The 26,624-nt window shown below is 54.5% G+C and carries 17 protein-coding genes and 1 tRNA gene; 8 read left to right on the top strand and 10 right to left on the bottom strand.

Features of this window, described 5'->3' with window-relative positions; all coding sequences use genetic code 11:
• Positions 1-82 precede the first annotated feature (82 nt).
• The 4 genes from J7395_RS01660 to trxB all read right to left on the bottom strand — a co-directional run bounded on the left by J7395_RS01660 (position 83) and on the right by trxB (position 7,602).
• Positions 83-2,170, bottom strand: a complete 2,088-nt coding sequence (locus J7395_RS01660) for an elongation factor G (protein ID WP_209220330.1) — start codon at positions 2,168-2,170, stop codon at positions 83-85.
• Between the two features lie 916 nt (positions 2,171-3,086).
• Positions 3,087-4,400 carry an adenylate/guanylate cyclase domain-containing protein gene (locus J7395_RS01655; protein WP_209220329.1) on the bottom strand — a complete coding sequence of 438 codons (1,314 nt, stop codon included), beginning with the start codon at positions 4,398-4,400 and terminating at the stop codon, positions 3,087-3,089.
• A gap of 993 nt (positions 4,401-5,393) precedes the next feature.
• Positions 5,394-6,311, bottom strand: coding sequence for a LysR family transcriptional regulator (locus J7395_RS01650; protein WP_062947986.1), 918 nt, complete (start codon positions 6,309-6,311; stop codon positions 5,394-5,396).
• A gap of 340 nt (positions 6,312-6,651) precedes the next feature.
• Positions 6,652-7,602, bottom strand: coding sequence for a thioredoxin-disulfide reductase (trxB, locus tag J7395_RS01645; protein ID WP_062947984.1), 951 nt, complete (start codon positions 7,600-7,602; stop codon positions 6,652-6,654).
• A 309-nt stretch (positions 7,603-7,911) separates the two neighbouring features.
• Between trxB and J7395_RS01640 the strand changes: the two genes are divergently transcribed.
• Positions 7,912-8,397: an Lrp/AsnC family transcriptional regulator gene (locus J7395_RS01640; protein ID WP_209220328.1), complete on the top strand. Its 486-nt coding sequence runs from the start codon at positions 7,912-7,914 to the stop codon at positions 8,395-8,397.
• Between the two features lie 260 nt (positions 8,398-8,657).
• On the opposite strand, the gene J7395_RS01635 is transcribed toward J7395_RS01640, so the two are convergent.
• The 4 genes from J7395_RS01635 to carA all read right to left on the bottom strand — a co-directional run bounded on the left by J7395_RS01635 (position 8,658) and on the right by carA (position 14,298).
• The gene (locus tag J7395_RS01635; protein ID WP_209220327.1) at positions 8,658-9,134 is read right to left on the bottom strand and encodes a GNAT family N-acetyltransferase; all 477 of its coding nucleotides are present in this window, start codon (positions 9,132-9,134) and stop codon (positions 8,658-8,660) included.
• An 86-nt stretch (positions 9,135-9,220) separates the two neighbouring features.
• Complete coding sequence (gene greA / locus J7395_RS01630) at positions 9,221-9,694, bottom strand: transcription elongation factor GreA (protein WP_062947978.1); 474 nt, start codon at positions 9,692-9,694, stop codon at positions 9,221-9,223.
• Positions 9,695-9,798: 104 nt separating this feature from the next.
• Entirely contained in the window at positions 9,799-13,041 is a 3,243-nt protein-coding gene (gene carB / locus J7395_RS01625; RefSeq protein WP_209220326.1) for a carbamoyl-phosphate synthase large subunit, read from the bottom strand.
• Positions 13,042-13,131: 90 nt separating this feature from the next.
• Positions 13,132-14,298: a glutamine-hydrolyzing carbamoyl-phosphate synthase small subunit gene (gene carA, locus J7395_RS01620; protein WP_209220325.1), complete on the bottom strand. Its 1,167-nt coding sequence runs from the start codon at positions 14,296-14,298 to the stop codon at positions 13,132-13,134.
• 365 nt (positions 14,299-14,663) lie between these two features.
• Between carA and J7395_RS01615 the strand changes: the two genes are divergently transcribed.
• The 4 genes from J7395_RS01615 to J7395_RS01600 all read left to right on the top strand — a co-directional run bounded on the left by J7395_RS01615 (position 14,664) and on the right by J7395_RS01600 (position 19,513).
• The gene (locus tag J7395_RS01615) at positions 14,664-15,119 is read left to right on the top strand and encodes a GatB/YqeY domain-containing protein (protein ID WP_062947972.1); all 456 of its coding nucleotides are present in this window, start codon (positions 14,664-14,666) and stop codon (positions 15,117-15,119) included.
• A 143-nt stretch (positions 15,120-15,262) separates the two neighbouring features.
• Positions 15,263-17,152 carry a DNA primase gene (dnaG, locus tag J7395_RS01610; RefSeq protein WP_062960794.1) on the top strand — a complete coding sequence of 630 codons (1,890 nt, stop codon included), beginning with the start codon at positions 15,263-15,265 and terminating at the stop codon, positions 17,150-17,152.
• 118 nt (positions 17,153-17,270) lie between these two features.
• Positions 17,271-19,340, top strand: a complete 2,070-nt coding sequence (rpoD, locus tag J7395_RS01605; protein ID WP_114109689.1) for an RNA polymerase sigma factor RpoD — start codon at positions 17,271-17,273, stop codon at positions 19,338-19,340.
• Between the two features lie 96 nt (positions 19,341-19,436).
• Positions 19,437-19,513: transfer RNA gene (locus J7395_RS01600), tRNA-Ile, on the top strand.
• Positions 19,514-20,286: 773 nt separating this feature from the next.
• On the opposite strand, the gene J7395_RS01595 is transcribed toward J7395_RS01600, so the two are convergent.
• The gene (locus J7395_RS01595; protein WP_209220324.1) at positions 20,287-21,093 is read right to left on the bottom strand and encodes an oxidoreductase; all 807 of its coding nucleotides are present in this window, start codon (positions 21,091-21,093) and stop codon (positions 20,287-20,289) included.
• A 179-nt stretch (positions 21,094-21,272) separates the two neighbouring features.
• Here J7395_RS01595 and J7395_RS21035 point away from each other — a divergent pair, with 179 nt between their 5' ends.
• Positions 21,273-21,443, top strand: a complete 171-nt coding sequence (locus J7395_RS21035; RefSeq protein WP_348541211.1) for a hypothetical protein — start codon at positions 21,273-21,275, stop codon at positions 21,441-21,443.
• A gap of 173 nt (positions 21,444-21,616) precedes the next feature.
• Here J7395_RS21035 and J7395_RS01585 read toward each other — a convergent pair whose 3' ends face one another.
• The gene (locus J7395_RS01585; protein ID WP_209220322.1) at positions 21,617-22,189 is read right to left on the bottom strand and encodes a TetR/AcrR family transcriptional regulator; all 573 of its coding nucleotides are present in this window, start codon (positions 22,187-22,189) and stop codon (positions 21,617-21,619) included.
• Between the two features lie 195 nt (positions 22,190-22,384).
• On the opposite strand from J7395_RS01585, the gene J7395_RS01580 reads away from it, so the two are divergent.
• Positions 22,385-23,503 (top strand): efflux RND transporter periplasmic adaptor subunit, encoded by a 1,119-nt coding sequence (locus J7395_RS01580; protein WP_209220321.1) that lies wholly within the window; start codon positions 22,385-22,387, stop codon positions 23,501-23,503.
• Positions 23,503-26,616: an efflux RND transporter permease subunit gene (locus J7395_RS01575; RefSeq protein WP_209220320.1), complete on the top strand. Its 3,114-nt coding sequence runs from the start codon at positions 23,503-23,505 to the stop codon at positions 26,614-26,616. Before J7395_RS01580 ends, J7395_RS01575 begins: the two co-directional genes overlap by 1 nt.
• Positions 26,617-26,624 lie beyond the last annotated feature (8 nt).

The following is a 26,624-nucleotide window of genomic DNA, read 5'->3' as shown; positions in this document are numbered from 1 at the left end:
GCTCTTTGTTTGCACAGAGTATCAACGATTGGAAAACTTTACGCCAATCAATAGTTTAATGATTAGCGATAGATCAATTCTATTACTTTTTATGTGGTTTTTGTCGGGCGCTGACGATCATGTCGGCCTGCTTGCCTGCAAGTTCCTGCATGTGCGAGAAACTTCGCGTGAAAAAGCCCGTTCCCTGTGTCAGTGATCGTAGCTCCATCACCATATCGCCGGTTTCGGATGCGGGCATTTGGACATCAATTTCGTCCCATCCCTGCCAGCCATCCTTGGCACTGAAACCAAGGATCTGACCGCGCCGGGTGCTGACCAGCCGCTGGGCCTTGGATGTGAATTCCGACGGGATCGAAATCGCGTATCTTTCGATGGGTTCAAGCAGAACCGACTCCCCTTCCTTAAGCGCATCGGCGATGGCAATGCGCCCGGCCATCTGAAATGCCTGATCGGAACTGTCAACCGCGTGATAGGACCCGTCAACCAGTTCGACCGCGATATCAACCACCGGAAAACCAAGCGGCCCGGAACGCATGGCATCGCGCACCCCCTTTTCGACAGCGGGGATGTATTGCCGGGGAATGGCACCGCCGACGATCCGTTCATTGAATGAAAAACCTTCGCCGCGTCCAAGAGGTTTCAGTTCGATCTGGGCATCGCCAAATTGCCCATGTCCGCCAGTCTGCTTTTTATAGCGACCCCGCGCCTGTGCCGGCTTGCGCACGGTTTCCTGATAGGCGGTTTCAACCGGTCTGGTTTCGATTTCAAGGTGATAGCGGGTGCGAAGCTGGGCGAGTGCGACCTGAAGGTGAATATCGCCATGGCCCCGCAATACAAGTTGTCCGGTATCGTCGCTATGAACGAACGACAGCGACCTGTCCTGTTCGCACAGATGGCGTAATGCTTCGGTTAGTTTGACGTCATCGCCGGGCTTGGTGACTTCCAGTCCGGTTTCATAAAGCGGGGGCAGGGGATCTGGCCAAAGACTATCCATCTCGCCATCGGCTGTGCACAGCGAACCGGTGCGCAGATGATCAATTCGCGGCAGGCCGACGATGCTGCCAAATGTACCGATATCGAGCTTTTCGTGCTTGTCGCCAAATACCTGACACATGCCTGCGATCTTGTCGCGACCAAGTGTGTCGCCGTTCTTTACCTGCCCCGAAAGGATCCGCCCATAACAAAACCGCCCCGCATGGGGCAGATGAACGGTTTTGAAAATCTGGACAGCAGTAACCTCGCCTTGCGGTTCAACGCCCAGACGATGAGCGCACACATCGGCATTCGGCGCTTCGTGACGCAATGCCTTTAACAATCGAATGATGCCGTGGTCATGTTCGGCTGACCCGAAGAACACCGGAACGATCAAATCCTTGGCCAGATCACGTTCAAGATTGTCATAGATCGTTTCTCTTGCCGGTGTCTGATCTTCAAGGATTTGTTCAAGCAGATTGTCGTCAAAATCGGCAAGTGCCTCGAGCAATCCATCCCGGACCTCGGCTTCGCGTTCTTTGGCGTTGGCGGGCAGAGTGATCAGTTTTGAAGGTTGTCCTTCCAGATATTGATAGGCCCGTTCGGAAACGACATCGACGAAACCGGTTATCGTATCGTCCGGCCCCTTGCCGTCGCGGATCGGAATTTCACGGAGCACAAGCGGACGCTCCGAGATTGATTGCAGCGCATCAAGGCTATCGCGCAGGCGAATGCCGCTATGATCGGTTTTATTGATGAAAATCAGATGCGGAATACGGTTGCGATCCAGAAATTTCAGGATCGGTGCGGCGATCATGGCGCGTGTCGGGTCGGGTTCGACAACCACGATGGCAACATCGCATATCATCGCGGCTTCACGGGAATCCTGTGCAAAATCAACCGAGCCGGGGCAATCGATAAAATGCCATTCCTCGTCAAGATACCGGGTTTGGGCAACCGTCATTTCGGTGCTCATTTGCCGTTCGCGTGCCTCGGCTGTTGCATCGCCGATTGTCGTGCCATCACGAACGGACCCCTTGCGATGTACTCGACCTGTCGCGGGAAGAAGGCTTTCAAACAGGCTGGTCTTGCCACTGGAATAGGGGCCGATTAACGCGGCACATCGCGGAACGTGACGGGGGCTAGCGAGCGGATTTGTGGTGTCTGCTTTGTCTTTTGGCTCTTTGGACGGGGGCATGGACATCTCCTTGATGCATCATGGGACGCATGGGGCCGGCCCGCGCATGGAGATCTGTATTATCCCGCCTAAATAAGCGGTTTGCCAATTCCATGTGCTTTCTGCAAATGATGCAGCCGGTCAGGACGTTGCGCGCGCCCGGTTTTTCCGGGTCTGTGTGGTGCGGGTGTCCGGTCTGCGTTGGCACAGAAGGCAACAGGGTACGGGTGCCGGAAGGGAATGCAGTTGCATGCGTCATTCCGGATTGGCGTGTTTCTGCCAATGCGGAGCCGGACAATCTTCAGGATAGATCATTATTGGCTATATCGCTATCAAGGGTTTACGGGTTCCTATGCCCCTTTTTGACCATAATTCGCCCTCAAATGGCCCTATGCGGCCTGTTTTCCTGCCCTATTCACAAGGCAGATTAGGCATTGTCAGTCGAGGCAACGGCCAGAACCTTCTGTCCCCCCTCAAACGTCTTCTGGCCCGTTCTTTCATCTTCCCCCGAAGAAAGAACAATCCCAGGCCCCGGCTGATCGGTCTCCCCAAGACCATGAAGACCCCGAAAATGGGGCGGGTAAATCCCGCCCCTTCTTTTTTCCCAAATCGGGAACGGCTTTTCGCGGTTACAGTTCCAAACTTTATTTCGCCCCAATTTGCCCCTGAATGGTCATTACCGGCCGGTTTTTACGCCCCAATTCAAGGGCATATTCACAATTGTCAGATGCGGAAACGCCGGTGAAGCGCCCCTCCCTCGCTAATCACCGGGACCTTTAAAATCACTGTCCCCCGCAGTGATCTGCACCCCAAGGTCAAGGCACCGTATCTGACCGGTCTCCCCAAGACCATCTGTCCCCAAAAAGCGTGGGGCGGGCAAATCGCCCGCCGCGCGCTTTTTCTTTGTGGGGATGGCAAAGGCGATAAGCGCATCTGCCTAGAGGCTGAAGATCGGCGTTGGCGTTTCACGCCCGCGCACGGTGACCTCGCCGCGTGCCTGCCATGCGAACTCTTCCTGGCAGGACTTCACTGTATCCTCGGTTGCAAGGATGTAGCTTCCATATTGTTTGTTAAGCTGTTCAAGCCGGGCGGCGATATTGACGTTGTCGCCATGGACGGTGAAGGTCAGCCGGTTTTCCGAGCCAATTGCACCTATTACGATATCCCCGGTATTGATGCCGCATCGGGTTTTAAGCTTTCCACCATGACAGAATGTGGTGTCGGCACAGAGCCGTGTGATATCAATTGCCGTGCGGACGGCGTTTAACGCGTGATCGGGATCAGGTTTGACGGCGTTGAAGGTAATCAGCATGGCATCCCCCTGAAACTGGGTGATGACGCCGCCGTGTTTGTTGATCACATTGCTGGTTGCTGCGAAATATTCATTGAGCATTGCGGCAAGTTCCTGCGGGCTCAGCTTTTCGGAAATGCCAGAAAACCCTTCGATATCGGTGAACATGATGGTGGCTTTGGCGGCTTCGCCGTCGCCGGGTTTGATTTGCTGGTTTGCGTGGGTAATGCGGGCCGCGACCTCGGGCGAGATAAAGCGCGACAGCTCGCTTGCCGCGATTTCATCGGTAACGGCACGGGTAAAGGAACGTTGTGCGCGTGAAACCGCAATCGCCAGCACGGCTGATACCAGAACAATGGAAATGATCTTGTCGATCTCGGCCCCGATCAGGATCGAATTGGATGTCAGATAGGTCACATAATCCCGTGTGACCATGCTCTCGCCCCGTTCGCTCCAGATCACATAAAAGACCAGTATCAGCCAGCCAATCGCCGCCGTTGCCCCGGCCAGCAAAATATAACGCGGATCAAACCGCAGGGTGCGCAACGAGATGAAGATGAACACATAGATCATGGTCGGCGCTTTGAGATAGAAGCTTGCCGGTTGCATATACTGGATATGGAAGCTCCAGATCAGGACCATCAGCAAACCAATATCGGCAATGACTGACAGCGTCAGGAACCAGTTCGACAGGCTGCCGCGGTAGGACAGCACCAGCCGGATAAAGGTAAACAGGAAATACAGCCCCAAAGCCCATGGCACCGGATGAATTCCGGTATTCATGAATGTTTTGGGCGACACGGTGTAAAGGGTCGCAAAGATCGTCACCAGCAGCAACTGCACCCAGCCGATCAGTTTTTCGCTGTCCTGCTGCTGACGGGCAATGGCATCGCGCACACGGTCCGGCAGACGATCCTGTGCCGGTTTGCCAAACAGGAATTGGCCAATATTGCTTTTCATGATTTCAACCCTGATCGTCAGACGCCATTGCACGCAGATGCCATACTGCGCGGTTTATCTGTGACTGCCAAGCCGGGACCGATCACAGTTGTGCCTGCTAGAGGAAGGGATTTCATCAAGGCAAAAAAAAAGCCGGGCAACAAATGTGCCCGGCAAGTTTATCAGGGAGGCTTCACGTCTGGGAGACGTAGGACCCTTCTCAGGGCCCTGGGTATGCCGGGCAGGGCGCCCGACAAAGACCGAAAATTCGGTCAGGGAGAAAACTCTGTACCGCGATGCAGTTATTCACCGCTGCGGTTCGAAGAGGAAGATAGCGTTTTTGACGGGAAACACCACTGTCAAATTGCTCATTCAGCCATGCGTAAATTGCATAAATCTTGGGCTACGAAAATTCAGACATTAAGCATCTGAAATAACTACAATATTTATGGTTTCTAATGCGCTTGTTCCCAATCTTTTGATCAATTCGCTGCCACTTAATTGTGCGAATGCGAAAAAAATGCCGGTAGCTAGGGGGAGCTACCGGCAAGATCAACAGGGAGGCTTTAACGTCTGGGAGACGTGGAATCCAGGGAAGATTCCATGCCGAATAACGTTTCGGCAGACGGATCATGCGGAGATCAGGGAAAGATGAAAGCGCTCATCGCTTTCGCGGTCGCTAACAACTTCTGATGTGAATATACGCATATGATCTTACGCTTAAAAATAGAATAACAACAATCCAACCATGCGCTGAGTGCATGGCGAAAAAATGTCAGTAATTTGAAGCTATTATGACTGCGTTTTCCTGGAGAAGCTGATTTTGAGTGCTGATGAACTGGTTCAAAAGGTCATTATCGGTGACAGTTCGCGTCAGGGTTTTGTGTTGAAGACCTGCTATTGCAGTTTCTCGCATGAACTAGGGGTTGTATTTTTACGGGCTGGCACATCAAAAAAAAAGCCCCGCAGCCGATTTCGGTGCGGGGCTTTCGGATTCTTCTCTTGTCGCTTGCATTAATCGGTCGCGGCGGCGGCGTTCATCTTGGCTTTGACCTTACTGATTTCCTCGATCAGGAAATCGCGGAAGACGGCAATGCGTTTGGAATGACGCAGTTCTTCAGGATAAACGAAATAGGCATCGAAGCTTGGCCCTTCGAGTTCCGGCAGAATGCGGACCAGATTGCTGTCAGTCGGCAGCAGGTAATCGGGCAGGGCCGAAATACCAAGCCCGGACTCGGTCGCACGGAAGATGCCATAGATATTGTTCAGTTTCAGGATCGGCCGCATATCCGGTTTGAACTGCTGGGCGACGGCCATCATCCAGTTGACGTTCGAGACCGGTGGGCGCGCATCCGCACCGTAAATGATCAGACGATGATCTTTGAGGTCTTCGGGCTTTTTGGGAATGCCGAACTGCTTGATATACTCAGGCGACGCAAAGACATGATAGCGCAATGTCATTAATTGGCGCTGAACGAGATCAGCCTGACGCGGTGGCTGCATGCGGATAGCAACATCGGCCTCGCGCATGGCAAGATCGAGTTCCTCGTCATTGAGCACCAGCGACAGTTCAATTTCTGGATAGCGTTCAAGGAATTCGTTGATACGCGGGGTCAGCCAGGTTGATCCGAAGGCAACCGTGGTGGTTACTTTTAACGGACCGCTGGGACGTTCCTTGGATTCGCGAATGCGGGCTTCGGCCATGGAAAGTTTGGCAAACACATCATGGGCCGTGCGATACAGAAGTTCGCCTTGCTCGGTCAGGATCAGGCCGCGTGCATGGCGGTGGAATAGCGGCACCTTGACGCTTTCTTCAAGTGCGCTGATCTGTCGGCTGACCGCCGACTGGCTCAGATTGAGATTTTCCCCCGCGTGTGTGAAGCTTCCAGCTTCCGCAACAGCGTGAAAAACACGCAGCTTGTCCCAGTCCATAGACCTGCTCCTAATGTCACTGTCGCGCCATTGCCGCGCCAGTCCCCTGATACTTCTTTATCTTCTTCTTAGAAGCATTTGGTTTCCACACTATTAAGCCGCATGTGAAATTGCTTCCAAACTGATATCATTAAATCAATATGAGGCCTTTGGCACGATCTGCAAGCAACCAATTACGAAAGTGGTGATTTCGTTCACGCCGGATTCATAAATGAACTCAGGGGATTGCCGAAAATTGGCACGTTCGCCGTTTCTGAATGCAGTCATATTTCCAGGCCGTAGGCACAAAAAAGGGGCACCATTGGCGCCCCTTTGTCATATCCGGTAAGGATGACCGTGCTTATTCGTTGTGCTCGGCAATGAACTTTTCAGCTTCGAGTGCCGCCATGCAGCCCATGCCCGCCGCAGTAACTGCCTGACGGTAAATCTTGTCGGTCACATCACCTGCGGCAAAGACACCGTGAACGTTGGTTGTGGTGCTACCCGGTTTGACGAGGATGTAATTTTCATCATCCATGTCGATTTGCCCCTTGAACACGGCGGTTGCCGGATCATGACCGATCGCGACAAAGAAGCCATCGGCGGTGATGTCGGAAAGATCACCGGTTTTGACATTGCGCACGCGAACGGCTTCAACGCCGTCCATCGGGCCGTCGCCACCGAGGATATCGTCAATGACGCTGTCCCAGACGACATCGATCTTTTCATGCTTCAGCAGGCGATCCTGCAGCATTTTTTCCGCGCGCAGTTCGTCGCGACGATGCACGAGTGTCACCTTCGAGCAGATCCCGGCAAGATAAAGGGCTTCTTCAACAGCGGTATTGCCACCACCAACAACCACGACCGGTTTGTTGCGATAGAAGAAACCGTCGCAGGTGGCGCATGCAGAGACACCACGACCGTTGAATTTTTCTTCGCCCGGAAGGCCAAGCCACCGGGCCTGTGCACCGGTTGAAATGATCACGCTTTCTGCGACATAGATATCACCCGAATCGCCTTTGCAGACAAAGGGGCGTTTGGAAAAGTCGACTTCGGTGATCAGGTCATGAACCATTCTGGTTCCGACATGCTCGGCCTGTGCCTTCATCTGATCCATCAGCCACGGGCCCTGGATGACGTTGGCAAAGCCGGGATAGTTTTCGACATCTGTCGTGATCGTCAACTGCCCACCCGGCTGCAGGCCCATAACCATCATGGGTTCCAGATTGGCGCGTGCAGCATAAATCGCCGCTGTGTAACCGGCCGGGCCGGATCCGATGATGAGGACTTTGGTGTTATGTTCCTGGGCCATGTGCTTTGCATATTGTGGTCAGTGAAAAACAGGTTCCGAACATATGGGGTGATATGGCATTGCGCAACCGCCTCGCACGATGTTTTGCAAGGTTTTCGGAACAGTTCCTGATCGGGTATTTTACTCCGCCATCGCGACTGGCGGAAAATGGCGGTTTGCAACGTTTTGATACAAAATTGTGCAACGCATTTGTGCGCATTACAAAAGGGCAGATTGCATTCTGCCGCCGAATATATTATTGCCAGCGTACCGGCCCCCTGTAATATTGTTTCGTCCGGGGTAAGTTCAGCGCACAGAATCGAGGGATAAATGCAACGGGTCAAACTCGACAAGATCGACCGCAGAATTCTGCACGATCTCCAGGAAGATGGCCGCATGACCAATGTGGAACTTGCACGCCGTGCAGGTATTTCTGCGCCACCCTGTCTGCGTCGTGTCCGTGCGCTTGAAGAAGCCGGTTTCATTCAGGGCTATCATGCCGACGTTGATGCCCAGGCGCTGGGTTACAATGTAACCGTGTTTGCGCTGGTCGGTCTTGCAAGTCAGGCCGAACATGATCTGCGCGCCTTCGAGGGCCGTGCTGCGGCATGGCCGGAAGTGCGTGAATGTCATATGGTTGCAGGTGAAATGGATTTCCTTTTGAAAATCGTTTCGCATAGCTGGGACGAATATCAGAAGTTTCTGACGACCGAGCTGACCGTTGCGGAAAACGTCAATCATGTGAAATCGGCACTTTCGATTCGTACCGCTAAAAATCAGCCCGGCGTTCCCATCGATATTGAAGCTGAAGACTGACGTGCGTTGCCACGCCAAACTTTGAAAACCGGCACCCTTTGGTCGCCGGTTTTTTGTTTTTTGAATGTACCAATTGCTGATCCGATAATCGAAGCGGGACCGGTCAATTCAACCGGTCCCGCTTCGAGACGCCCGTTATCCCCCCGGCCGGGCGTCGCACCCTGTTGATGTTCCCGATACTTCCGGAACGATCATTTCAGAATTATGCCGGAAAGTATTCTGAATTCAATGCTTTGTCATCTGCCTGATGATTTATTTCCCTATCGGGCAAGGTCCTTTAGCTCATCACCATCAATTTCGTACTGCAGGGCGCCGGAATTGCGCGCTCCCAGCCGTTCGTAAAACCGGCAGGCGGCCTCGTTGCGATGCAGGACGGACCACCACATCGAAATATAGCCCTCATCGATGGCGAGTTTGCCAAGTGCCTTCATCAGTTTGTTTCCGATCTTTTCCGAACGCATATCGGGTGCAACGTAAAGCTCGGTCATCCATAACCCGATCTTCGAGTAATCCGGGTTATAGAACGGTTGAAAGATCGTCTGTCCGACAGCGCGACCTCCGTTCCATGCGATCAGGCTTTTGATCAGTGCTTTTGGCCCGAACATCATTTTATGGATGCTTTCGGTCGTGTGGGGCGGATTGTCGTAATCAAGTTCGACATGCAGGGCATTCGACATGTCGGCGACATGGATGCTGTCTTCCGGACGGGCCTTTGAAATGATGATATCAGATGTCATGGCAGATACTTGTGCAGAGTATTTGGATCAAAAAAAACGGCCCGATATTTATCGGGCCGTACTTTCGCAAGATAGTGTATCGAGGATCAGGCGAACTTGACCGTAAGGATCTCGTAGCTCTTTGTACCACCGGGAACGGTGACTTCTACGGATTCACCAACAGCCTTGCCGATCAGCGCCCGGCCAATCGGAGACGTGGTCGAAATGCGGCCGGAATTGATATCAGCCTCGATCGGACCGACAACCTGATAGGTGGTTTCCTCGTCGGTGTCTTCGTCAACAAGATGCACGGTCGCACCGAATTTGACGACCGATCCGGCCAGCGATTTGACATCGATGACTTCGGAGCGGCTAAGAACATCTTCCAGTTCGGCAATTCGACCTTCGCAGAAGCTCTGTCGTTCACGCGCAGCATGGTATTCGGCGTTTTCCGAGAGATCGCCATGCTCGCGCGCTTCCGAGATCGCCTTGATGATTTCAAGGCGTTCGACGGATTTGCGGTGCTTCAGCTCTTCTTCGAGGCGCTGATGCCCTTGCGGGGTCATAGGTACTTTTTCCATCGCGCTCACAGCCTATTCTTATTAGCGATCGATACTACAAAATCGACCGCCCGGCAGATACCGCCGGGCGGTCTAAACTCGTTGAACGGGTTCGAAAAGGAACCTCAGTATTCATCCCCAAGATATTCCTGAACGGGCCGCACTGCAAGTGCTCCGCGTTTCAGGTTGTCGATGGCACGCAGGGTGGCGCGGGCACCGGCAATCGTGGTGTAGTACGGAATATCGTTGCTGAGTGCAGTCCGCCGGATCGAGAAACTGTCGACCACGGCCTGTTTGCTCTCGGTGGTATTGAATACCAGGTTGATATCGCCGTTCTTCATCATGTCCACGATATGGGGACGTCCTTCCTGTACCTTATTGACCGGGGTAACGTCCAGCCCTTCTTTTTCAAGAGCTTCGGCAGTGCCATGCGTCGCAACAATCACAAAGCCAAGCTCGATCGCGTCGCGTGCGAGTTGAACAGCGGCCGGTTTGTCATAGTTTTTGACTGACATGAAGATCTTGCCAGATTGCGGCAAATCGTGACCCGCCGCCATTTGGGCCTTGGCAAAGGCGCGACCGAAATCGGTATCAAGGCCCATGACTTCGCCGGTTGAACGCATTTCCGGGCCAAGCAGGGTGTCGACACCCGGGAAGCGGTTGAACGGAAGCACCGCTTCCTTGACCGCAATATGCTTGAACGGACCTTCGTTGATCCTGAAGTCCGAAAGCTTTTCGCCTGCCATGATGCGCGCGCCGATTTTTGCAATCGGGTTGCCGGTGGCCTTGGCAACAAACGGAACAGTACGCGAGGCACGCGGGTTGACTTCGATCAGATAGATCACATCGCCCTTGATCGCAAACTGCACGTTCATCAGGCCAACAACATCAAGTGCCTTGGCTAGCTGAACAGTCTGTTCTTTCAGGCGATCAATCATGTCCTGACCCAGCGAGTAGGGCGGCAGCGAGCAGGCACTGTCACCGGAATGGATACCGGCTTCCTCGATATGCTGCATGATGCCGGCCACAAAGACATTTTCCCCGTCCGAAACCGCGTCGGCATCAATTTCGATCGCATCCTGAAGGAAGCTGTCGATCAGAACCGGGCTTTTGCCCGAAACCTGAACGGCTTCGGTCATATAGCGCAGCAGGTCTTCGGTGGTGTGAACGATTTCCATCGCGCGGCCGCCAAGCACGTAGCTTGGGCGGATTACGATCGGGTAACCGATGCTTTCGGCGATTTTAACAGCTTCGTCAACCGAACGCGCAATGCCGTTGGCCGGCTGTTTCAGGCCCAGCTTGTGGATCAGTTCCTGGAACCGGTCGCGGTCTTCGGCAAGGTCGATACTGTCCGGGCTGGTACCAAGGATCGGAATGCCTGCTTTTTCAAGGGCAGCGGACAGTTTAAGCGGGGTCTGGCCGCCATACTGAACGATCACGCCAAGAAGTTCGCCCTTGCTTTGTTCAAGCTGGCAAAGTTCGATGACGTCTTCGGCGGTCAGCGGTTCGAAATACAGGCGGTCCGAAGTGTCATAGTCGGTTGAAACCGTCTCCGGGTTGCAGTTGACCATGATGGCTTCGATGCCGACTTCGCGAAGCGCGTAAGCCGCGTGCACACAGCAGTAATCAAATTCGATACCCTGACCGATACGGTTCGGTCCACCGCCAAGAATAATGACTTTCTTGCGATCGGTGACTTCGGCTTCGTTTTCCGGTTCAAAGAAACCGTCGCCTTCGTAAAGCGAATACATGTAGGACGTGCGCGACGGGAATTCGGCCGCACAGGTATCAATGCGTTTGTAAACCGGGCGAAGGTTCATAGCCTGGCGGGTTTCGCGCACGGCGTCTTCTTCGATACCGGCCAGTTCCGCCAGACGCGCATCCGAGAAACCGAGTTTCTTGAGACGCAGCAATTCCTGCTTGTCTTTCGGGATGCCGTTTGCGCGGACCTGCTCTTCTTCGGAGACCAGCATTTCGATCTGGCGCAGATACCACGGATCAAACTTGGTGGCTTGCTGGATTTCCGACAGGGACAGGCCATGCCGGAACGCCTGTGCCGCGTAAAGAATGCGGAACGGCATCGGCTGTGTCAGTTTCGCACGGATCGCGGCCTTGTCCGGTGCACCTTCGATTTTGACTTCGTTCAGACCCGTCAGGCCGGTTTCCATCGACCGCAGGCCTTTCTGAAGGCTTTCGGCAAAGGAGCCACCAATCGACATGGCTTCGCCAACCGACTTCATCGCAGTCCCCAGAAGCGCCTGCGCACCCGGGAATTTTTCAAAGGTGAAGCGCGGAATTTTGGTGACGACATAATCGATGGTCGGCTCGAACGAAGCCGGGGTGACGCCGGTAATGTCGTTATCAAGTTCGTCAAGTGTGTAACCAACCGCCAGCTTGGCCGCGATTTTGGCAATCGGGAAGCCGGTCGCCTTGGATGCCAGCGCAGACGAACGCGACACGCGCGGGTTCATTTCAATAACGATCAGGCGACCATCATCAGGATTGACCGCGAACTGAACGTTCGAGCCGCCGGTATCCACACCGATCTCGCGCAGGACCGCCAGGGAGGCGTCGCGCATGATCTGGTATTCCTTGTCCGTCAGGGTCAGGGCCGGGGCAACGGTGATCGAATCCCCGGTATGAATGCCCATCGGGTCGACGTTTTCGATTGAGCAGATGATGATGCAGTTATCCGCGTGATCACGGACGACTTCCATCTCGTATTCTTTCCAGCCAAGAATGGATTCTTCGACCAGAACCGTATGGGTCGGCGAAATCGCCAGACCATTACGCACGATCTGTTCGAATTCTTCGCGGTTATAGGCAATGCCGCCGCCTTCACCGCCAAGGGTGAAGCTTGGCCGGATGATGGCCGGAAGACCGGTAGTTTCAAGGGCAACAACGGCTTCTTCAAAGGTACGGACCATTGCGGAACGCGCGCTTTCAAGGCCGATCTTGTCCATGGCTTCGCGGAAAAGCTGACGGTCTTCGGCTTTTTCGATCACGTGCTTTTTCGCACCGATCATTTCAACGCCATATTTATCCAGCGTGCCATCGTCATAAAGTGCCAGTGCGGTATTCAGTGCTGTCTGACCACCCATGGTCGGCAGCAGGGCATCCGGGCGTTCCTTTTCGATGATCTTGGCGACCATTTCAGGTGTGATCGGCTCGATATAGGTTGCATCGGCCAGGTTCGGATCGGTCATGATCGTCGCCGGGTTCGAGTTGACCAGAATGACGCGATAGCCTTCTTCCTTCAGGGCCTTGCAGGCCTGTGCACCGGAATAATCGAACTCGCAGGCCTGACCAATGACAATCGGGCCGGCACCGATGATAAGGATGGATTTGATATCTGTACGTTTCGGCATGTCTTTTTCCGCTTTTGGCGTGGCGGGCGCGATTGCTGCACCGCCCGAAATTAAGTCCGTTAATCGCTTGTCGCTGATGTCGTCGCGCTATCAGGCTTTCGCGTCTTCGATCAGGCCAACGAAACGTTTGAACAGGTAATGGCTATCATGCGGTCCCGGGGATGCTTCGGGGTGGTACTGAACCGCAAAGACCGGTTTGTCTTTCAGGCGAAGCCCGGCAAGGGATCCGTCAAACAGCGAGAAGTGTGTTGCTTCGACATTGTCGGGCAGGCTGTCCTTGTCGACGACAAAGCCGTGGTTCTGGCTGGTGATTTCCACGACACCGGTTGTGGTGTCCTTTACCGGATGGTTCGCGCCGCGATGACCGACATCCATCTTTTTGGTTTTCGCACCAAGGGCGAGCGCCATCATCTGATGACCAAGGCAGATACCGAAAACCGGTTTGCCGCTGGCGATCAGTTTTTTGATGGTCGGAACCGCATATTCGCCGGTCGCCGCCGGATCGCCAGGGCCGTTCGAAAGGAAGACCCCATCCGGGTTCATCGCAAGGATTTCTTCGGCGGACGTCGTTGCCGGAACAACCGATACTTTGCATTCAAGCGCGGCAAGATTACGCAGAATGTTGCGTTTCACACCGTAATCGATGGCAACAACATGGTGTTTGGCATTGCCCAGTTCGCCATAACCGCCTTCGCGGGTCCAAAGGGTCTGATCCCAGTCATAACCCTCGGTGCAGCTATTGTCCTTGGCAAGGTCCATGCCCTCCAGGCCCGGCCATTCATTGGCCTTGGCGATCAGGGCATCGATATCGAACTTGCCATCCGGGTTGTGGCAGATCACACCGTTCGGAGCACCCTCGTTACGGATGCGTTTGGTCAGGCGGCGGGTATCAATACCGGCTATGCCGATCCGGCCATGCTTTGCCAGCCAGTCATTGAAATGACCCTTTGCGCGATAGTTTGACGGCTCGGTAATGTCCTGGCGCAGGATGCAGCCAAGGGCGACGGGGATTGCGTTTTCGATATCCTCGTCATTGGTGCCGACATTGCCGATATGGGGGAAAGTAAAGGTGATCATCTGCCCGGCATAGGACGGGTCGGTCATGATTTCCTGGTAGCCCGTGATCGAGGTGTTGAAGCAGACTTCACCAACCACCTCTCCTCGGGCGCCGACGCCTCGTCCCCAGTAAACAGAACCATCAGCAAGTACCAGAACGGCAGAAGCTCCAGGAGGCGGGGTGTGCGTGGGCGCTGACATTGGCGAATGTCCTTTCGATCTTTCCACGGTGAGACACGGAGTCTTTATATATAATAATTACGAGAAGGCCGAGAAAAACGGCCAAATTCCCCTGCATATCGGGCATGCGGACATGACAAGGTATCCCCAGCATGAACGACCGTAACGTCAAAAGACGTTGGTGCAATATGCTGAAAGCGGGTTAAAACCTCATCCCGGCAGGCAAATTGGCGGATGTCTACGGGAGTCGTGTCGCCCTGTCAAGGATGCATCCAAACTTTTATTTTTCTTTTAAAATCAATAAGTTGAGTGGAAAGGTTTTCTTTGCTTAGATGGCGCTTTTGGGGTATGTTCGCTCCTTTCTTCCACAGAATCAGAGATAAGCCATGCTGCGATCGCAGCTTACAGACGCTTTGAAAAAGGCCGTCCTCGAAAAGGATGCCGTATCCGTGACCACCGTGCGCCTCATTCTGGCAGCACTCAAGGAACGCGATATTGCGGCACGCGGAGAGGGGAATACGGATGGTATTTCCGACGAGGAAATCCTGACCCTGCTGCAGGCGATGGTTAAACAGCGTCGCGAAAGCATCGAAATGTACACCAAGGGCAATCGCCCCGAACTTGCAGCGCAGGAAGCCGCAGAGATTGGCGTGATTGAACGGTTCCTGCCCAAGCAGATGTCCGATGAAGAAATCGAGGCGGCTGTTAAGGGGGTTGTGACCGACCTTGGCGCGACATGCCTTAAGGATATGGGCCGGACGATGGCGGCGCTTCGCGAAAAATATGCCAGCTGCATGGATTTCGGCAAAGCCGGCGGTGTTGCGAAAAAACTTCTCGGCTGATTTCGAGAATAGCTATTTTTTATGGAAGCCGGGCGTGTAAAATCGTCCGGCTTTCGTCGTCCCTAAGCCCGGATTTCAGAATGGAATCAATAAAAGGGTAAAACGGGACTTGGTATCAACATGATCACGGGATCGGGACAATCATGAGCTTTCCCCAGTCGTTTCTTGACGATCTGCGGGCGCGCGTCGGACTGGCAGATATTGTCGGTACGTCGGTGAAGCTGATTAAACGCGGCCGGGAATATTCTGGCCTGTGTCCATTCCATTCCGAAAAATCCCCGTCTTTCACGGTCAACGAGCAGAAGGGCTTCTATCACTGCTTTGGCTGTGGCGCGCATGGCGACGTGATCAGTTTTGTGATGAATACCCGCGGGCTGACCTTTGTCGAGGCGGTCGAGGTGCTGGCCAATCAGGTCGGCATGGATGTGCCCAAACCATCCCGTGAAGCCCAGGAACGTGAAAAAAAGGCCAAGACACTTTACGAAGTAATGGAAGCAGCCTGCGTATTTTATGAGCGCGTGCTTCATATGCCCGAAGGTCGCGAAGGGCTTGAATATTTTCGTCGTCGCGGTCTTGACGATAAAACGATTGCCGAATTCCGACTGGGCTTTGCACCCGATAATCGTGGTGCGCTGAAGGCCGCGCTCAAACGCGAGGAATTTGACGAGCCGCTGATGATTGAAGCTGGGCTTCTGATCGAGCCCGAAGATCAGGGCCGTCAGACCTATGACCGGTTCCGTGGTCGCGTGATGTTTCCGATCCTTGATCGAAGGGGTAGGGTTGTTGCCTTTGGCGGGCGTGTCATGGGCGATACCAAGCCAAAGTATCTGAATAGTCCTGATACACCTTTGTTCCACAAGGGCCAGCTTCTTTATGGCTTGCCGCAGGCCCGTGAAGCCAGCCAGCAGGATGCACCGATCATCGTGACCGAAGGTTACATGGATGTGATCGCCTTGCACCGGGCCGGGTTCCGCGGGGCAGTGGCCCCGTTGGGGACAGCGGTGACCGAAGAACAGATCGGCGAGCTTTGGAAAATGACCAACGAGCCGATCCTGTGCCTTGATGGTGATGCGGCGGGCAAGCGCGCGGCGGTGCGTGCCGCAGAGCGTGCCCTTCCCATCCTGCGTCCGGGCAAATCATTGCTGTTTTCGATCCTGCCGGAGGGCGAAGACCCCGATAGTCTGATGGCGGGAGCAAACGGATTTGCCAGTTTCCGCAAGATACTCGATAGCGCCGTGCCGCTGGCGGAACTGGTATGGCGCATGGAAGTTGGTGGGCGGGCAACGGACACCCCAGAACGCCGTGCGGCCCTTGAGGCCGATATTCAGAAACGCATTTCGGCAATCGGTGATGACGCGGTCAGATCGCAATATCAGTCGATGTTCCGGGATCGTATCTGGCAATTATTCAAGGGTGATCGCGCAAAAGGCGGGGGATCACGGCCTGCGCCAGGCGGCGGATACCAGAACAAAAAATTCAACCGGGGTGGCAAAGGCGGAAAAAAAGACTATTTCTGGGAACCGGCAGGTAAAGCCGTTCCGGGGATGTCGCGTCCACCCATGCAAAAACGTCGTGTCGTACAGGACTGTATTTTGCTGGTAACGTTGATAAACCATCCCCACCTGCATGAGGATGTTGGCGAGCGGCTTGGAATCTACACTTGTGCAGACTCCGACCTTGACAATCTTCGTCGTGCCGTCTTAAAGCTGCTTGACGGTGATCCCGGACTTGATTCCGAAACAATCAAGGCCCATTTGGAGCGCGACGGGCTGTCAGAGACAGTATTGCGGGTGGTTGGTGCGGACATTTTGGCGCACGCCGCTTTCGCCAGGCCCGAAACGCCGCTCGAACGGGCTCGTGCGGGTTGGGAACAGGTTTTTTCCATGGCTGTAAGCTCCCTGGAGGACGAAGAGGCAAAATACGCCGTCCGACAGTTGGCAGCAGATATCAGCGAGGAAGAATGGGAAAGATTTTCGCATAGACGCGACGATCTGGCCCGGCGCCGGGAAAAAGTGTTTAAGCTCGACGACTGATCGATGCATGCGGTTTGTATGCGGGATCGGCGTTCGGGCTATTTGTGATTTGCGCTGATGAAAACAGTGCGTGGGACAACAACGGTACGAACTGTACCCAGCGGGAAACGGGGAATAGATGTCGTCTAAGACTTCGAACGCTGAAGAGAAAAAGAACTCTTCTGAAACCGCAGACGGACCTCTTCTCGATACATATAAAGCGGCCATCAAGAAGCTCATTGCCAAGGGCAAGGAGAAGGGCCACATCTCGGTCGATGAACTGAATGCTGCCTTGCCGTCGGAGCATTTTTCCTCCGAGCAGATCGAAGACGTGATGAGCAATCTCAACGAGATGGGCATCAATGTTATCGATGGCGAGGATGGTGACGACTCGGACGACGATGACGAGAAAGACTCGGATCCGAGCGGCAATATTTCCGAAGATGATGTTGGCCGTACCGATGACCCGGTCCGGATGTATCTGCGTGAGATGGGCAGTGTAGAACTGCTGTCGCGTGAGGGCGAAATCGCCATTGCCAAGCGTATCGAGGCTGGCCGTGACATGATGATTGGCGGGATTTGCGAATCCCCGCTGACCATTCGTGCGATCGTCAACTGGCATGATCAGCTTCAGGCAGGCAACCTTCTGCTTCGCGATGTGATCGATCTGGAAACCACCTATGGCGGTGGTCCGGATGCAGAAATCGCAGCCGAAGAAGGTGAAGAAGCCGACGCCGAAGGCGATGATTTCGAGGCAGCCGCCGTCGAAACCGATGCCGACGAAGACGAAGAAGCCGAAACCGAAACGCCTGAGCCGACCGGTGCGCCTGCCAGCGACGAGGAAGAAGAGGACGACGACGAAGAGTCGGACGATGATTCCGAAGGCGAAGAAGGCGAGGGTGATGGCGACGACGAGGACGATGACGAGAACGAGCAGGTCAACGTTTCGCTTTCCAAAATGGAAGAGGAACTGACCGAGCAGGTTCTTGAGAAGTTCGAGCTGATCGCGAAAACCTACGAAAAACTGCACAAGGCCCAGGAACAGCGCCTTGTCGCGATGAACAAGGGCGAAACCGTTCCGGCTGCGACCGAAAAGCGGTATGCCAAGCTGAAAGGCGAGATGGTTGACCTGATGGAAGATGTTCACCTGAACAACTTCCGGATCGAGGAACTGCTTGATCATCTGACCGGCTTGAACAACCGTTTGCTCGGCCTTGAGGGCAAGCTTCTGCGTTTTGCCGACCGTTGCAAGATTAAACGCCCCGATTTCGTCAAACAGTATCAGGGCCATGAACTTGACCCGAACTGGATGGAGCGCGTTGGCGAACTGCCGGGCAAGGGCTGGAAGGCTTTCATCGAACGCTACCCGGATGAAATCGCCCAACTGCGTGAACAGGTTGGCGGTGTTTCCGCCGAAGTCGGCTTGCCGATCGGTGAATTCCGTCGTGTTTACGGCGTCGTTAACAAAGGCGAGCGCGAAGCGGCACGTGCGAAAAAGGAAATGATCGAGGCCAACCTGCGTCTCGTGATTTCGATCGCCAAAAAATATACCAACCGTGGCCTTCAGTTCCTTGATCTTATTCAGGAAGGCAATATCGGCCTGATGAAGGCGGTGGACAAGTTTGAATACCGCCGCGGTTACAAATTCTCGACCTATGCGACCTGGTGGATCCGTCAGGCGATTACGCGTTCCATCGCTGATCAGGCCCGCACGATCCGTATTCCGGTTCACATGATCGAAACCATCAACAAGCTGGTTCGTACCTCGCGCCAGATGTTGCATGAAATCGGTCGCGAGCCGACCCCGGAAGAGCTGGCAGAAAAACTGCAGATGCCGCTTGAAAAGGTTCGTAAGGTCCTGAAAATCGCCAAGGAACCGATCTCTCTCGAAACCCCGATCGGGGACGAGGAAGACAGCCATCTTGGCGATTTCATCGAAGACAAGAACGCCGTTCAGCCGCTTGACGCTGCGATCCAGGCCAACCTGCGTGAAACCACCACGCGCGTTCTGGCATCGCTCACTCCGCGTGAAGAACGTGTTCTGCGTATGCGTTTCGGGATCGGCATGAACACCGACCATACCCTCGAAGAGGTTGGTCAGCAGTTCTCCGTGACCCGCGAACGTATCCGCCAGATCGAGGCAAAGGCGCTGCGCAAGCTCAAGCATCCGTCACGCTCGCGCAAATTGCGTTCGTTCCTCGATTATTAAAGAATCTTGCGACGTTCGGGCTTGACCTTGGCCCGAAAATCGCTAGTTTTCGGGACCGCGCCAAACAATTGGCGCGGTCTTTTCTATTCCCCTTTGGGGCCCGTAGCTCAATTGGTTAGAGCCGACCGCTCATAACGGTCTGGTTGGGGGTTCAAGTCCCTCCGGGCCTACCACTCATGCAGTTAACTTGTTGATATTAAACTGTTAATTGGTGATTGTGTCCCGCGATTTTTAACGTCGTGGGGCACATTTCCCCTAAAATGCCTACCAAATTTTCGTAAAAGTTCTTGATTTGTTCTTTTGTTTGTGGCATAAGAGAAAAGTCAACGGGAGAAATGCACCCGGACCGAAACCCGCAAGGCCTTGTGCCTTGCGGGTTTTTGCGTTTGGGGCTGGATCAAGGAGGTGATCAGGATGATGCGGCAAAGACGCGGACATAGAAAAGGCGGCGGAACACTCCGCAGGATGTGGGGCGGCGGCTGGCGGAGCCATTACGGCCATTCTGCCCGAGGACTAAGGTAGAGGACTAAGGGGACTAACCCGATCATTTGTCATGACGGGAGAGGTGCGTCTTGTTGGGAAAGGAGCGTTAAATTTGCCGGGAGCGGCAGGAATGGCAGGAGGGGGCAGCATTGAGCTATGGCCCGTCAACGGTCGAAAGGTGGGGCCCGTGCGCCCGGAGTTTGTCTGGTCCTCGGTGGTTACCGGGAAGTACCGCCATTGCCGAAAGTGACCGGAGCAGGTCATGAGACGGAAGGCAGCCGATCTGTGCTCCGTTGGCGAGGATGCCGAAGCCCCGGGTTCGTCGGGACTTCCCGGATTGCGGGAAATCCGGTTTTTGGCTGATGTACTCAGACGAGCGCGGTCTGCTGGTTCTGATTTGAGCGCACCGCTGATGCGGGCTTCAGCTTTCCCGGACATCGTCCGCGTTATGATGCTCGTCCGTTCAGGAAAGCCCAAAGGTTTTCCTGAGGCCGGAATCCACTGGGCCGAACGGCATGAACCGTCGCAGTTTTCTGAGAAGCGAGGCCTCGCCTTTTGGTGTCCGTCGCATCTTCCATGTGCCTAGGGCAAGATTAACGATCGTGGAAGTGACCTCATCTGGCTCGGGGGCTTTGTGGACATTCGCTTGGATGGCTTCGAATACCGTATTGCGATCCTTGTCATAGGCTGAGATTGTTGATGCTGTCTGGGGCGCGTTGATGTCCATATTGGTCTTGGTGAAGGACGGTTCGACAAGCGATACCCGGATTCCAAATTTGCGGACTTCATGATCCAGAGTCTCCGAGAGGCCTTCAACAGCATGCTTCGATGCTGAATAGAGGCCCATATACGGGGCAGGAAGAAAACCCAGTACCGAGCTGATATTAACAATGCGCCCCGAACCTTGTTCGCGCATATAGGGTAGGACAGCTTTTACGACGCGCAGGATGCCAAAAACGTTGGTGTCAAATAGCGACTGTGCTTCGGCAATAGAGGTCTCTTCTGTCGCGCCGAGCAGGGTCACGCCCGCACTGTTGATCACGACATCAATGCGATTGGCCTGAGCAATGATGGCTTGAACACCATTTTGAACAGCTGTTTCGTCGCGGACATCCATCTCGATCAGTTCAACGCCTTCTATGGACTGTGCTTTTTCAATATTTCGCACGGTCCCAAAGACCCGGCAGCCCATTTGGGCAAACTTGATGGCAGTAGCGCGGCCAATGCCAGACGATACGCCGGTTACGACCACAACTTTAGAATTCGGCATGGTTGTTCTTTCCTGTTTTGGGATGATGGAATCCCGAGCATTGTCCGACTGAGTGAATAGATTTCACTCATACTCTATAAAAGATTTAGATTTCAATCGAAATCTAAATAGCTGTCGCAACAAATAATCTGTGATCAGGCAGAGCGTCTGGCTGCTGGGGATTTTGCCCGTCAAATAGCCTGTTCCTTGAGGCGGAGGCTTTTGCGGTCGTGCGGTCCTCTGTCCTGCAGGCAGCAGGGGCGACCCGATGTATTGTGAGTGTGGAGGGAGGTGGCATCGCGCTTGGTCATGCGATAGGAGCGGCGGGTGCGGTCCTGATCACGCGTGCTACCGCACTTCATAATGCATGATAGTGAGAAGAAGGCTGTCACGCTTGCATTGAGGGAGGGCATCGCATTGGCGCACGAAGCCCCGTGCGCAGGAGCTCTATGCTTGGCAGCGATTTTCGAAATTGCCAGATTCCTGACGGGACATGTTCGTCCCAAACATTCTGTTCTTCGCAAAATGCTTGGTGGTCGCGATCTCAGGCGATTTCCCGGACTTTTTTGGCCGCAGCATCCAGAAATGATTTTGCCATTTCCGGATCGTTGACAACTCGGGCCAATGTCAGGGCACCAACCATCAGCGACAGGATGGCGATTGACTTTTCTTCCCGCTCTGCCTCGCTGGCTGCCGAAATCATTTGGCCAAGCACGTCAAGATGAGCCTTCACGCCAGCTTCAAATGAAGCTTTGACGTCAGGGCTTTGCCGGGCGGCATCGGCACCAAGTGCGACGATCGGGCAGCCATCCATTCTGGCTTCCTGATGGTCCTTGCTGAGATAGAATGCGACCGCGGCCTCAAGCGGATTGTCCGGATTTTTCTCGGTGGCTTCGATCCATTGTTCCGTCGATCCCCCGAGCGCGCGTTGCGATGCCTGTGCGATAAGGTCCTCTTTTGAGGCGAACTGCTTGTAGAAAGCGCCCTGGGTCAGTCCGGCACTTTTCATCAGATCCTTGAGGCCAATCCCGTCAAACCCATGTTCCCGGAACAGGCGACTGGCGACGTCGATCACATTCTGACGGTTTCGGGTGGCTTGTTCACGGCTGACACGCATTGCTTGATATCCGTAGTTAGATTTCAACTAACATCTATATCCGCTTTTCCGTCCCGGCGCAAGTGATCGGAGAACCCCCTGGTTTCAGCCGTGCCTCGTTGTATATAAAATAGATTGCGATCGAAATCTAAATGAATTAATGATGTCGTATGTAATCTAATTTGTCGGTTAAGTTTTCCAGTGAAAGGCTCCGCTATGAGGCGCAAACGGCTATTTCTTTTTGGTGCGGTCGCATTGGCAGCTGTCGGGGCGATCGGGTTTGCTGTTCTCTCGCAATCCGCACCCGGCGAAGCGTCGGCGGCGACAGATCCGCGTGAAGCACCGGTTTTGGTGAAAGTTGCAAGGGCGGCGGGTGTTCATGGGGCTGAGCGTTCTTTCACGGGCACCGTTGCCGCGCGGGTTCAAAGCAATCTGGGATTCCGCGTGCCGGGCAAGATTGTCGAACGTTTTGTCGATGTCGGACAGCAGGTCGAAGCGGGGCAGCCTTTGATGCGACTTGACGAGACGGATTTGCAGCTTGCCCTGACGGCAAAACGCAATGCGGTTGCGGCGGCGCGTGCATCTTTTGTTCAGGCGCAGGCAGACGAAAAAAGATACGCAGCACTGGTCAAGGACGGGCTGGCGGCCAGTCGGCAACGCTATGAACAGGTCAAGGCGATCCGCGATACGGCACAAGCTCAATTGGCCGCCGCACAAGCGGACGCGAAAGTGGCCGAAAATGAAGCAACCTATTCCACATTGTTAGCCGATGCCGATGGAACAGTGGTTGCGACACTTGGCGAACCGGGGCAGGTCATCGCTGCGGGGCAAACCGTCGTTCAGCTTGCCCATGCCGGGCCGCGCGAGGCGGTTATTGCCCTTCCTGAAACGATCCGCCCTGAAATCGGATCCGTGGCTATCGCCAGTGTTTATGGACAGAATGAAGCGCACGGGAACGCGCGTTTGCGGCAGATATCTGATGCTGCTGATCCGCTGACGCGTACCTATGAATCCCGCTATGTGCTTGAAGGTAGAGCCGCCTCAGCGCCACTTGGCGCAACAGTGACGGTTTCGATTGCCAGCCAGAGTCAGCAAGCAGGTGTCGTGGTGCCGATTGGAGCGGTTCTTGATGATGGCCGTCGAACGGGTGTCTGGACGATCACGCAGGATTCTGCGTCTGTGCAGTTTGTACCGGTACAGATCAGGAAGCTTGGGGAAGAAACCGCAATTGTCACCGGGATCAATGAAGGGCAGGAGATTGTTGCCCTTGGTGCGCATCTGCTTGCGGACGGTACTGCAATCCGAACGACCCTTCATGCAGAGGCGGCGAACTGATGCGTTTCAATCTTTCCGCGCTCGCCGTTCGCGAGAGAGCTGTCACATTATTCTTTATCATTCTGCTTGCCGCCGCCGGGATTTACGCCTTTGTAAATCTGGGCCGGGCGGAAGATCCATCCTTTACCATCAAGACGCTGACGGTGACAGCCGCATGGCCCGGAGCAACCGCGCGCGAGATGCAGGATCTTGTCGCTGAACCGTTGGAAAAGCGGGTTCAGGAACTGGCATGGTATGATCGGGTGGAGACAATAACGCGTCCCGGATATGCCTTTCTTACCGTTACATTGAAAGACAGTACGCCGCCGTCAGAAGTTGACGAAGAGTTCTATCAGGCGCGCAAGAAACTGGGGGATGAAGCCCGCAATCTGCCTTCCGGCGTCTTTGGACCCTTCGTTAATGATGAATATTCGGATGTAAGTTTTGCCCTGTATGCCTTGCAGGCCCGGGGCATGCCGATGCGCGATCTGGTCCGGCAGGCCGAAACGATCCGTCAGGACCTTTTGCATGTTCCCGGCGTCAAGAAGATCAATATTCTTGGCGAGCGGACCGAACAGATTTTCGTTGAATTCTCCTATGCGAAGCTCGCGACACTCGGCATATCGATGCAAGAGATTGCGGGTGCTTTGCAACGCCAGAACACCGTTACGCCAGCCGGTTCAATCGATACACGCGGTCCGCAGGTCTTCCTTAGGTTTGATGGCGCCTATAACAGCATCCAGACCATCGCGGATACGCCGATTGTTGCGGGTGGCCGTACGCTGAAGCTTTCGGATGTTGCAGAGGTTCGTCGTGGCTATGAAGATCCGCCGACCTACATTATCCGTCACGACGGCGAACCGGCCCTTTTGCTGTCGGTGGTGATGCAACAGGGGTGGAACGGGCTGGATCTGGGCGAAGCACTGGAAAACCGGTCTGCTGCCATCGCCAAGACATTGCCGCTTGGTATCAGTTTCGAGAAAGTCAGTGACCAAGCCGTGAATATCAACGCGGCCGTCGGCGAATTCATGATGAAATTCGCCATGGCGCTTGGGGTTGTATTGCTGGTGAGCCTGATCAGTCTTGGCTGGCGGGTGGGGATCGTTGTTGCGGCTGCTGTTCCGCTGACCCTTGCCGTTGTTTTTCTGATCATGCTGGAAACCGGCAGGTTTTTTGATCGGATCACGCTTGGCGCACTTATTCTGGCGCTTGGCCTGCTTGTCGATGACGCCATCATTGCCATCGAGGTCATGGTGGTCAAAATGGAAGAGGGTATGGACCGCATCAAGGCCGCGGCCTATGCCTGGAGCCATACCGCAGCCCCGATGCTTTCCGGTACACTGGTCACGATCATTGGTTTGATGCCGGTTGGTTTTGCCAGTTCCAGTGCGGGTGAATATGCTGGCAATATCTTCTGGATTGTCGGTTTCGCGCTTATTGTCTCCTGGCTTGTGGCGGTGATTTTCACACCCTATCTTGGCGTCAAGATGCTGCCGGCGATCAAGCCGGTTGAAGGTGGCCATCACGCGATTTATGACACACCGAACTATCGGCGTCTTCGCGGGCTGATCCGTTATGCCGTGCGTCACAAATTCCTGACATGTGGCCTTGTTGTCTTTGCCTTCCTTCTCTCCGGGGTCGGAATGGGGCTTATCAAGCAGCAATTCTTCCCGACGTCGGATCGCCCCGAAGTGCTGGTTGAGGTGCGCCTGCCCGAAGGGACGAGCATCGAAACCACAACGGCAGCGGTCGAGAAGATTGAAAACTGGCTGCAACAACAGCCCGAGGCAAAGATCGTTACCAGTTATATCGGGCAGGGCGCGCCACGCTTCTTCTTTGCCATGGCGCCCGAACTTCCTGATCCATCCTTTGCCAAGATCGTCGTTCTGACACCGGACGCAGAAGGGCGGGAGGCGTTGAAACATCGCCTTCGGAAGGCCGTATCCGATGGGCTTGCACAGGAAGCCTATGTTCGTGTTACGCAATTGGTATTCGGTCCCTATACCCCGTTCCCCGTCGAGTTCCGCATCACTGGGCCAGACCCGGAAAAGCTTTACGAGATTTCGGAAAAGGCGCTGGAGATCATGCGTAAGGTTCCCGATGTCCGGCAGGCAAATCGCGATTGGGGCAACCGTGCGCCGGTCCTGCGCTTCACGCCGGATCAGGATCGTCTCAATCTTATTGGCCTGTCGCCGGCCGAGGCGGCACAGCAGATGCAATTCCTTCTGACGGGAATTCCGGTGACGCAGGTTCGCGAAAACATTCGCAATGTACCTGTCGTGGCACGCAGTGCCGGGGAAACGCGTCTTGATCCTGCCCGGCTTGCAGATTTCTCGCTGATGAGCCGGGATGGTCAGCAAATTCCGCTCGATCAGATCGGAAGAACCGAAATACAGCTCGAAGAACCGATCCTGAAACGGCGTGATCGCACACCGGTGATCACGGTCCGCTCGGACATCAACGAGGCAACGCAGCCGCCAGAGGTTTCAAAGCAGATCATGGAGGCATTTCAGCCGCTGATCGCGTCGCTTCCGGTCGGATATCGCATTGAAATGGGCGGAAGCATCGAGGAATCGGTCAAGGCAAATACGGCCCTTGCGAAAATCTTCCCGGCAATGATTGCTGCTACCCTGATCGTTATCATCCTGCAGGTCCGGAGCCTGTCGACCATGACCATGGTCATGCTGACCGCGCCATTGGGGCTTGTCGGGGTTGTTCCGACACTGATCGCCTTCAATCAACCCTTTGGTTTCAACGCCATTTTGGGATTGATCGGGTTGGCCGGGATTTTGATGCGCAACACCCTGATCCTGACAGAGCAGATCAAGGATAACCGTGCTGCGGGGCTTGATGATTATCATGCTGTTGTCGAGGCAACCGTCCAGCGCGCAAGACCAGTTATCCTGACGGCTCTTGCGGCTGTACTGGCCTTTGTTCCTCTGACGCATTCGGTGTTTTGGGGCTCTATGGCTTACACGCTGATTGGGGGGACTGCGGCCGGGACTGTTCTGATCCTGCTCTTCCTGCCTGCGCTTTATGCTGTTTGGTTCCGGATCAAACCGGCGTCTGACATGGGACGGGCTCCTGCAAACATTGGCCTCCATGAAAAACGCCCGAATAATGCAGCAGAATAAAAGAAACC

Origin of the sequence: Thalassospira sp. A3_1, assembly GCF_017744215.1 — a bacterium.
Classification (GTDB): domain Bacteria; phylum Pseudomonadota; class Alphaproteobacteria; order Rhodospirillales; family Thalassospiraceae; genus Thalassospira; species Thalassospira lucentensis_A.
This window is presented reverse-complemented; position numbering and strand designations above follow the sequence as displayed.

Bases quoted from the DNA above. Each gene is read 5' to 3' on its own strand.
- J7395_RS01615 (WP_062947972.1), top strand. From the start codon at position 14,664: ATGCTGCGATCGCAGCTTACAGACGCTTTGAAAAAGGCCGTCCTCGAA.
- J7395_RS01650 (WP_062947986.1), bottom strand. From the start codon at position 6,311: ATGGACTGGGACAAGCTGCGTGTTTTTCACGCTGTTGCGGAAGCTGGA.
- rpoD (WP_114109689.1), top strand. From the start codon at position 17,271: ATGTCGTCTAAGACTTCGAACGCTGAAGAGAAAAAGAACTCTTCTGAA.
- carA (WP_209220325.1), bottom strand. From the start codon at position 14,298: ATGTCAGCGCCCACGCACACCCCGCCTCCTGGAGCTTCTGCCGTTCTG.
- carB (WP_209220326.1), bottom strand. From the start codon at position 13,041: ATGCCGAAACGTACAGATATCAAATCCATCCTTATCATCGGTGCCGGC.
- J7395_RS01575 (WP_209220320.1), top strand. From the start codon at position 23,503: ATGCGTTTCAATCTTTCCGCGCTCGCCGTTCGCGAGAGAGCTGTCACA.
- J7395_RS01635 (WP_209220327.1), bottom strand. From the start codon at position 9,134: ATGACATCTGATATCATCATTTCAAAGGCCCGTCCGGAAGACAGCATC.
- greA (WP_062947978.1), bottom strand. From the start codon at position 9,694: ATGGAAAAAGTACCTATGACCCCGCAAGGGCATCAGCGCCTCGAAGAA.
- J7395_RS01585 (WP_209220322.1), bottom strand. From the start codon at position 22,189: ATGCGTGTCAGCCGTGAACAAGCCACCCGAAACCGTCAGAATGTGATC.
- J7395_RS01580 (WP_209220321.1), top strand. From the start codon at position 22,385: ATGAGGCGCAAACGGCTATTTCTTTTTGGTGCGGTCGCATTGGCAGCT.
- J7395_RS01655 (WP_209220329.1), bottom strand. From the start codon at position 4,400: ATGAAAAGCAATATTGGCCAATTCCTGTTTGGCAAACCGGCACAGGAT.
- J7395_RS01595 (WP_209220324.1), bottom strand. From the start codon at position 21,093: ATGCCGAATTCTAAAGTTGTGGTCGTAACCGGCGTATCGTCTGGCATT.
- J7395_RS01660 (WP_209220330.1), bottom strand. From the start codon at position 2,170: ATGCCCCCGTCCAAAGAGCCAAAAGACAAAGCAGACACCACAAATCCG.
- dnaG (WP_062960794.1), top strand. From the start codon at position 15,263: ATGAGCTTTCCCCAGTCGTTTCTTGACGATCTGCGGGCGCGCGTCGGA.
- J7395_RS01640 (WP_209220328.1), top strand. From the start codon at position 7,912: ATGCAACGGGTCAAACTCGACAAGATCGACCGCAGAATTCTGCACGAT.
- trxB (WP_062947984.1), bottom strand. From the start codon at position 7,602: ATGGCCCAGGAACATAACACCAAAGTCCTCATCATCGGATCCGGCCCG.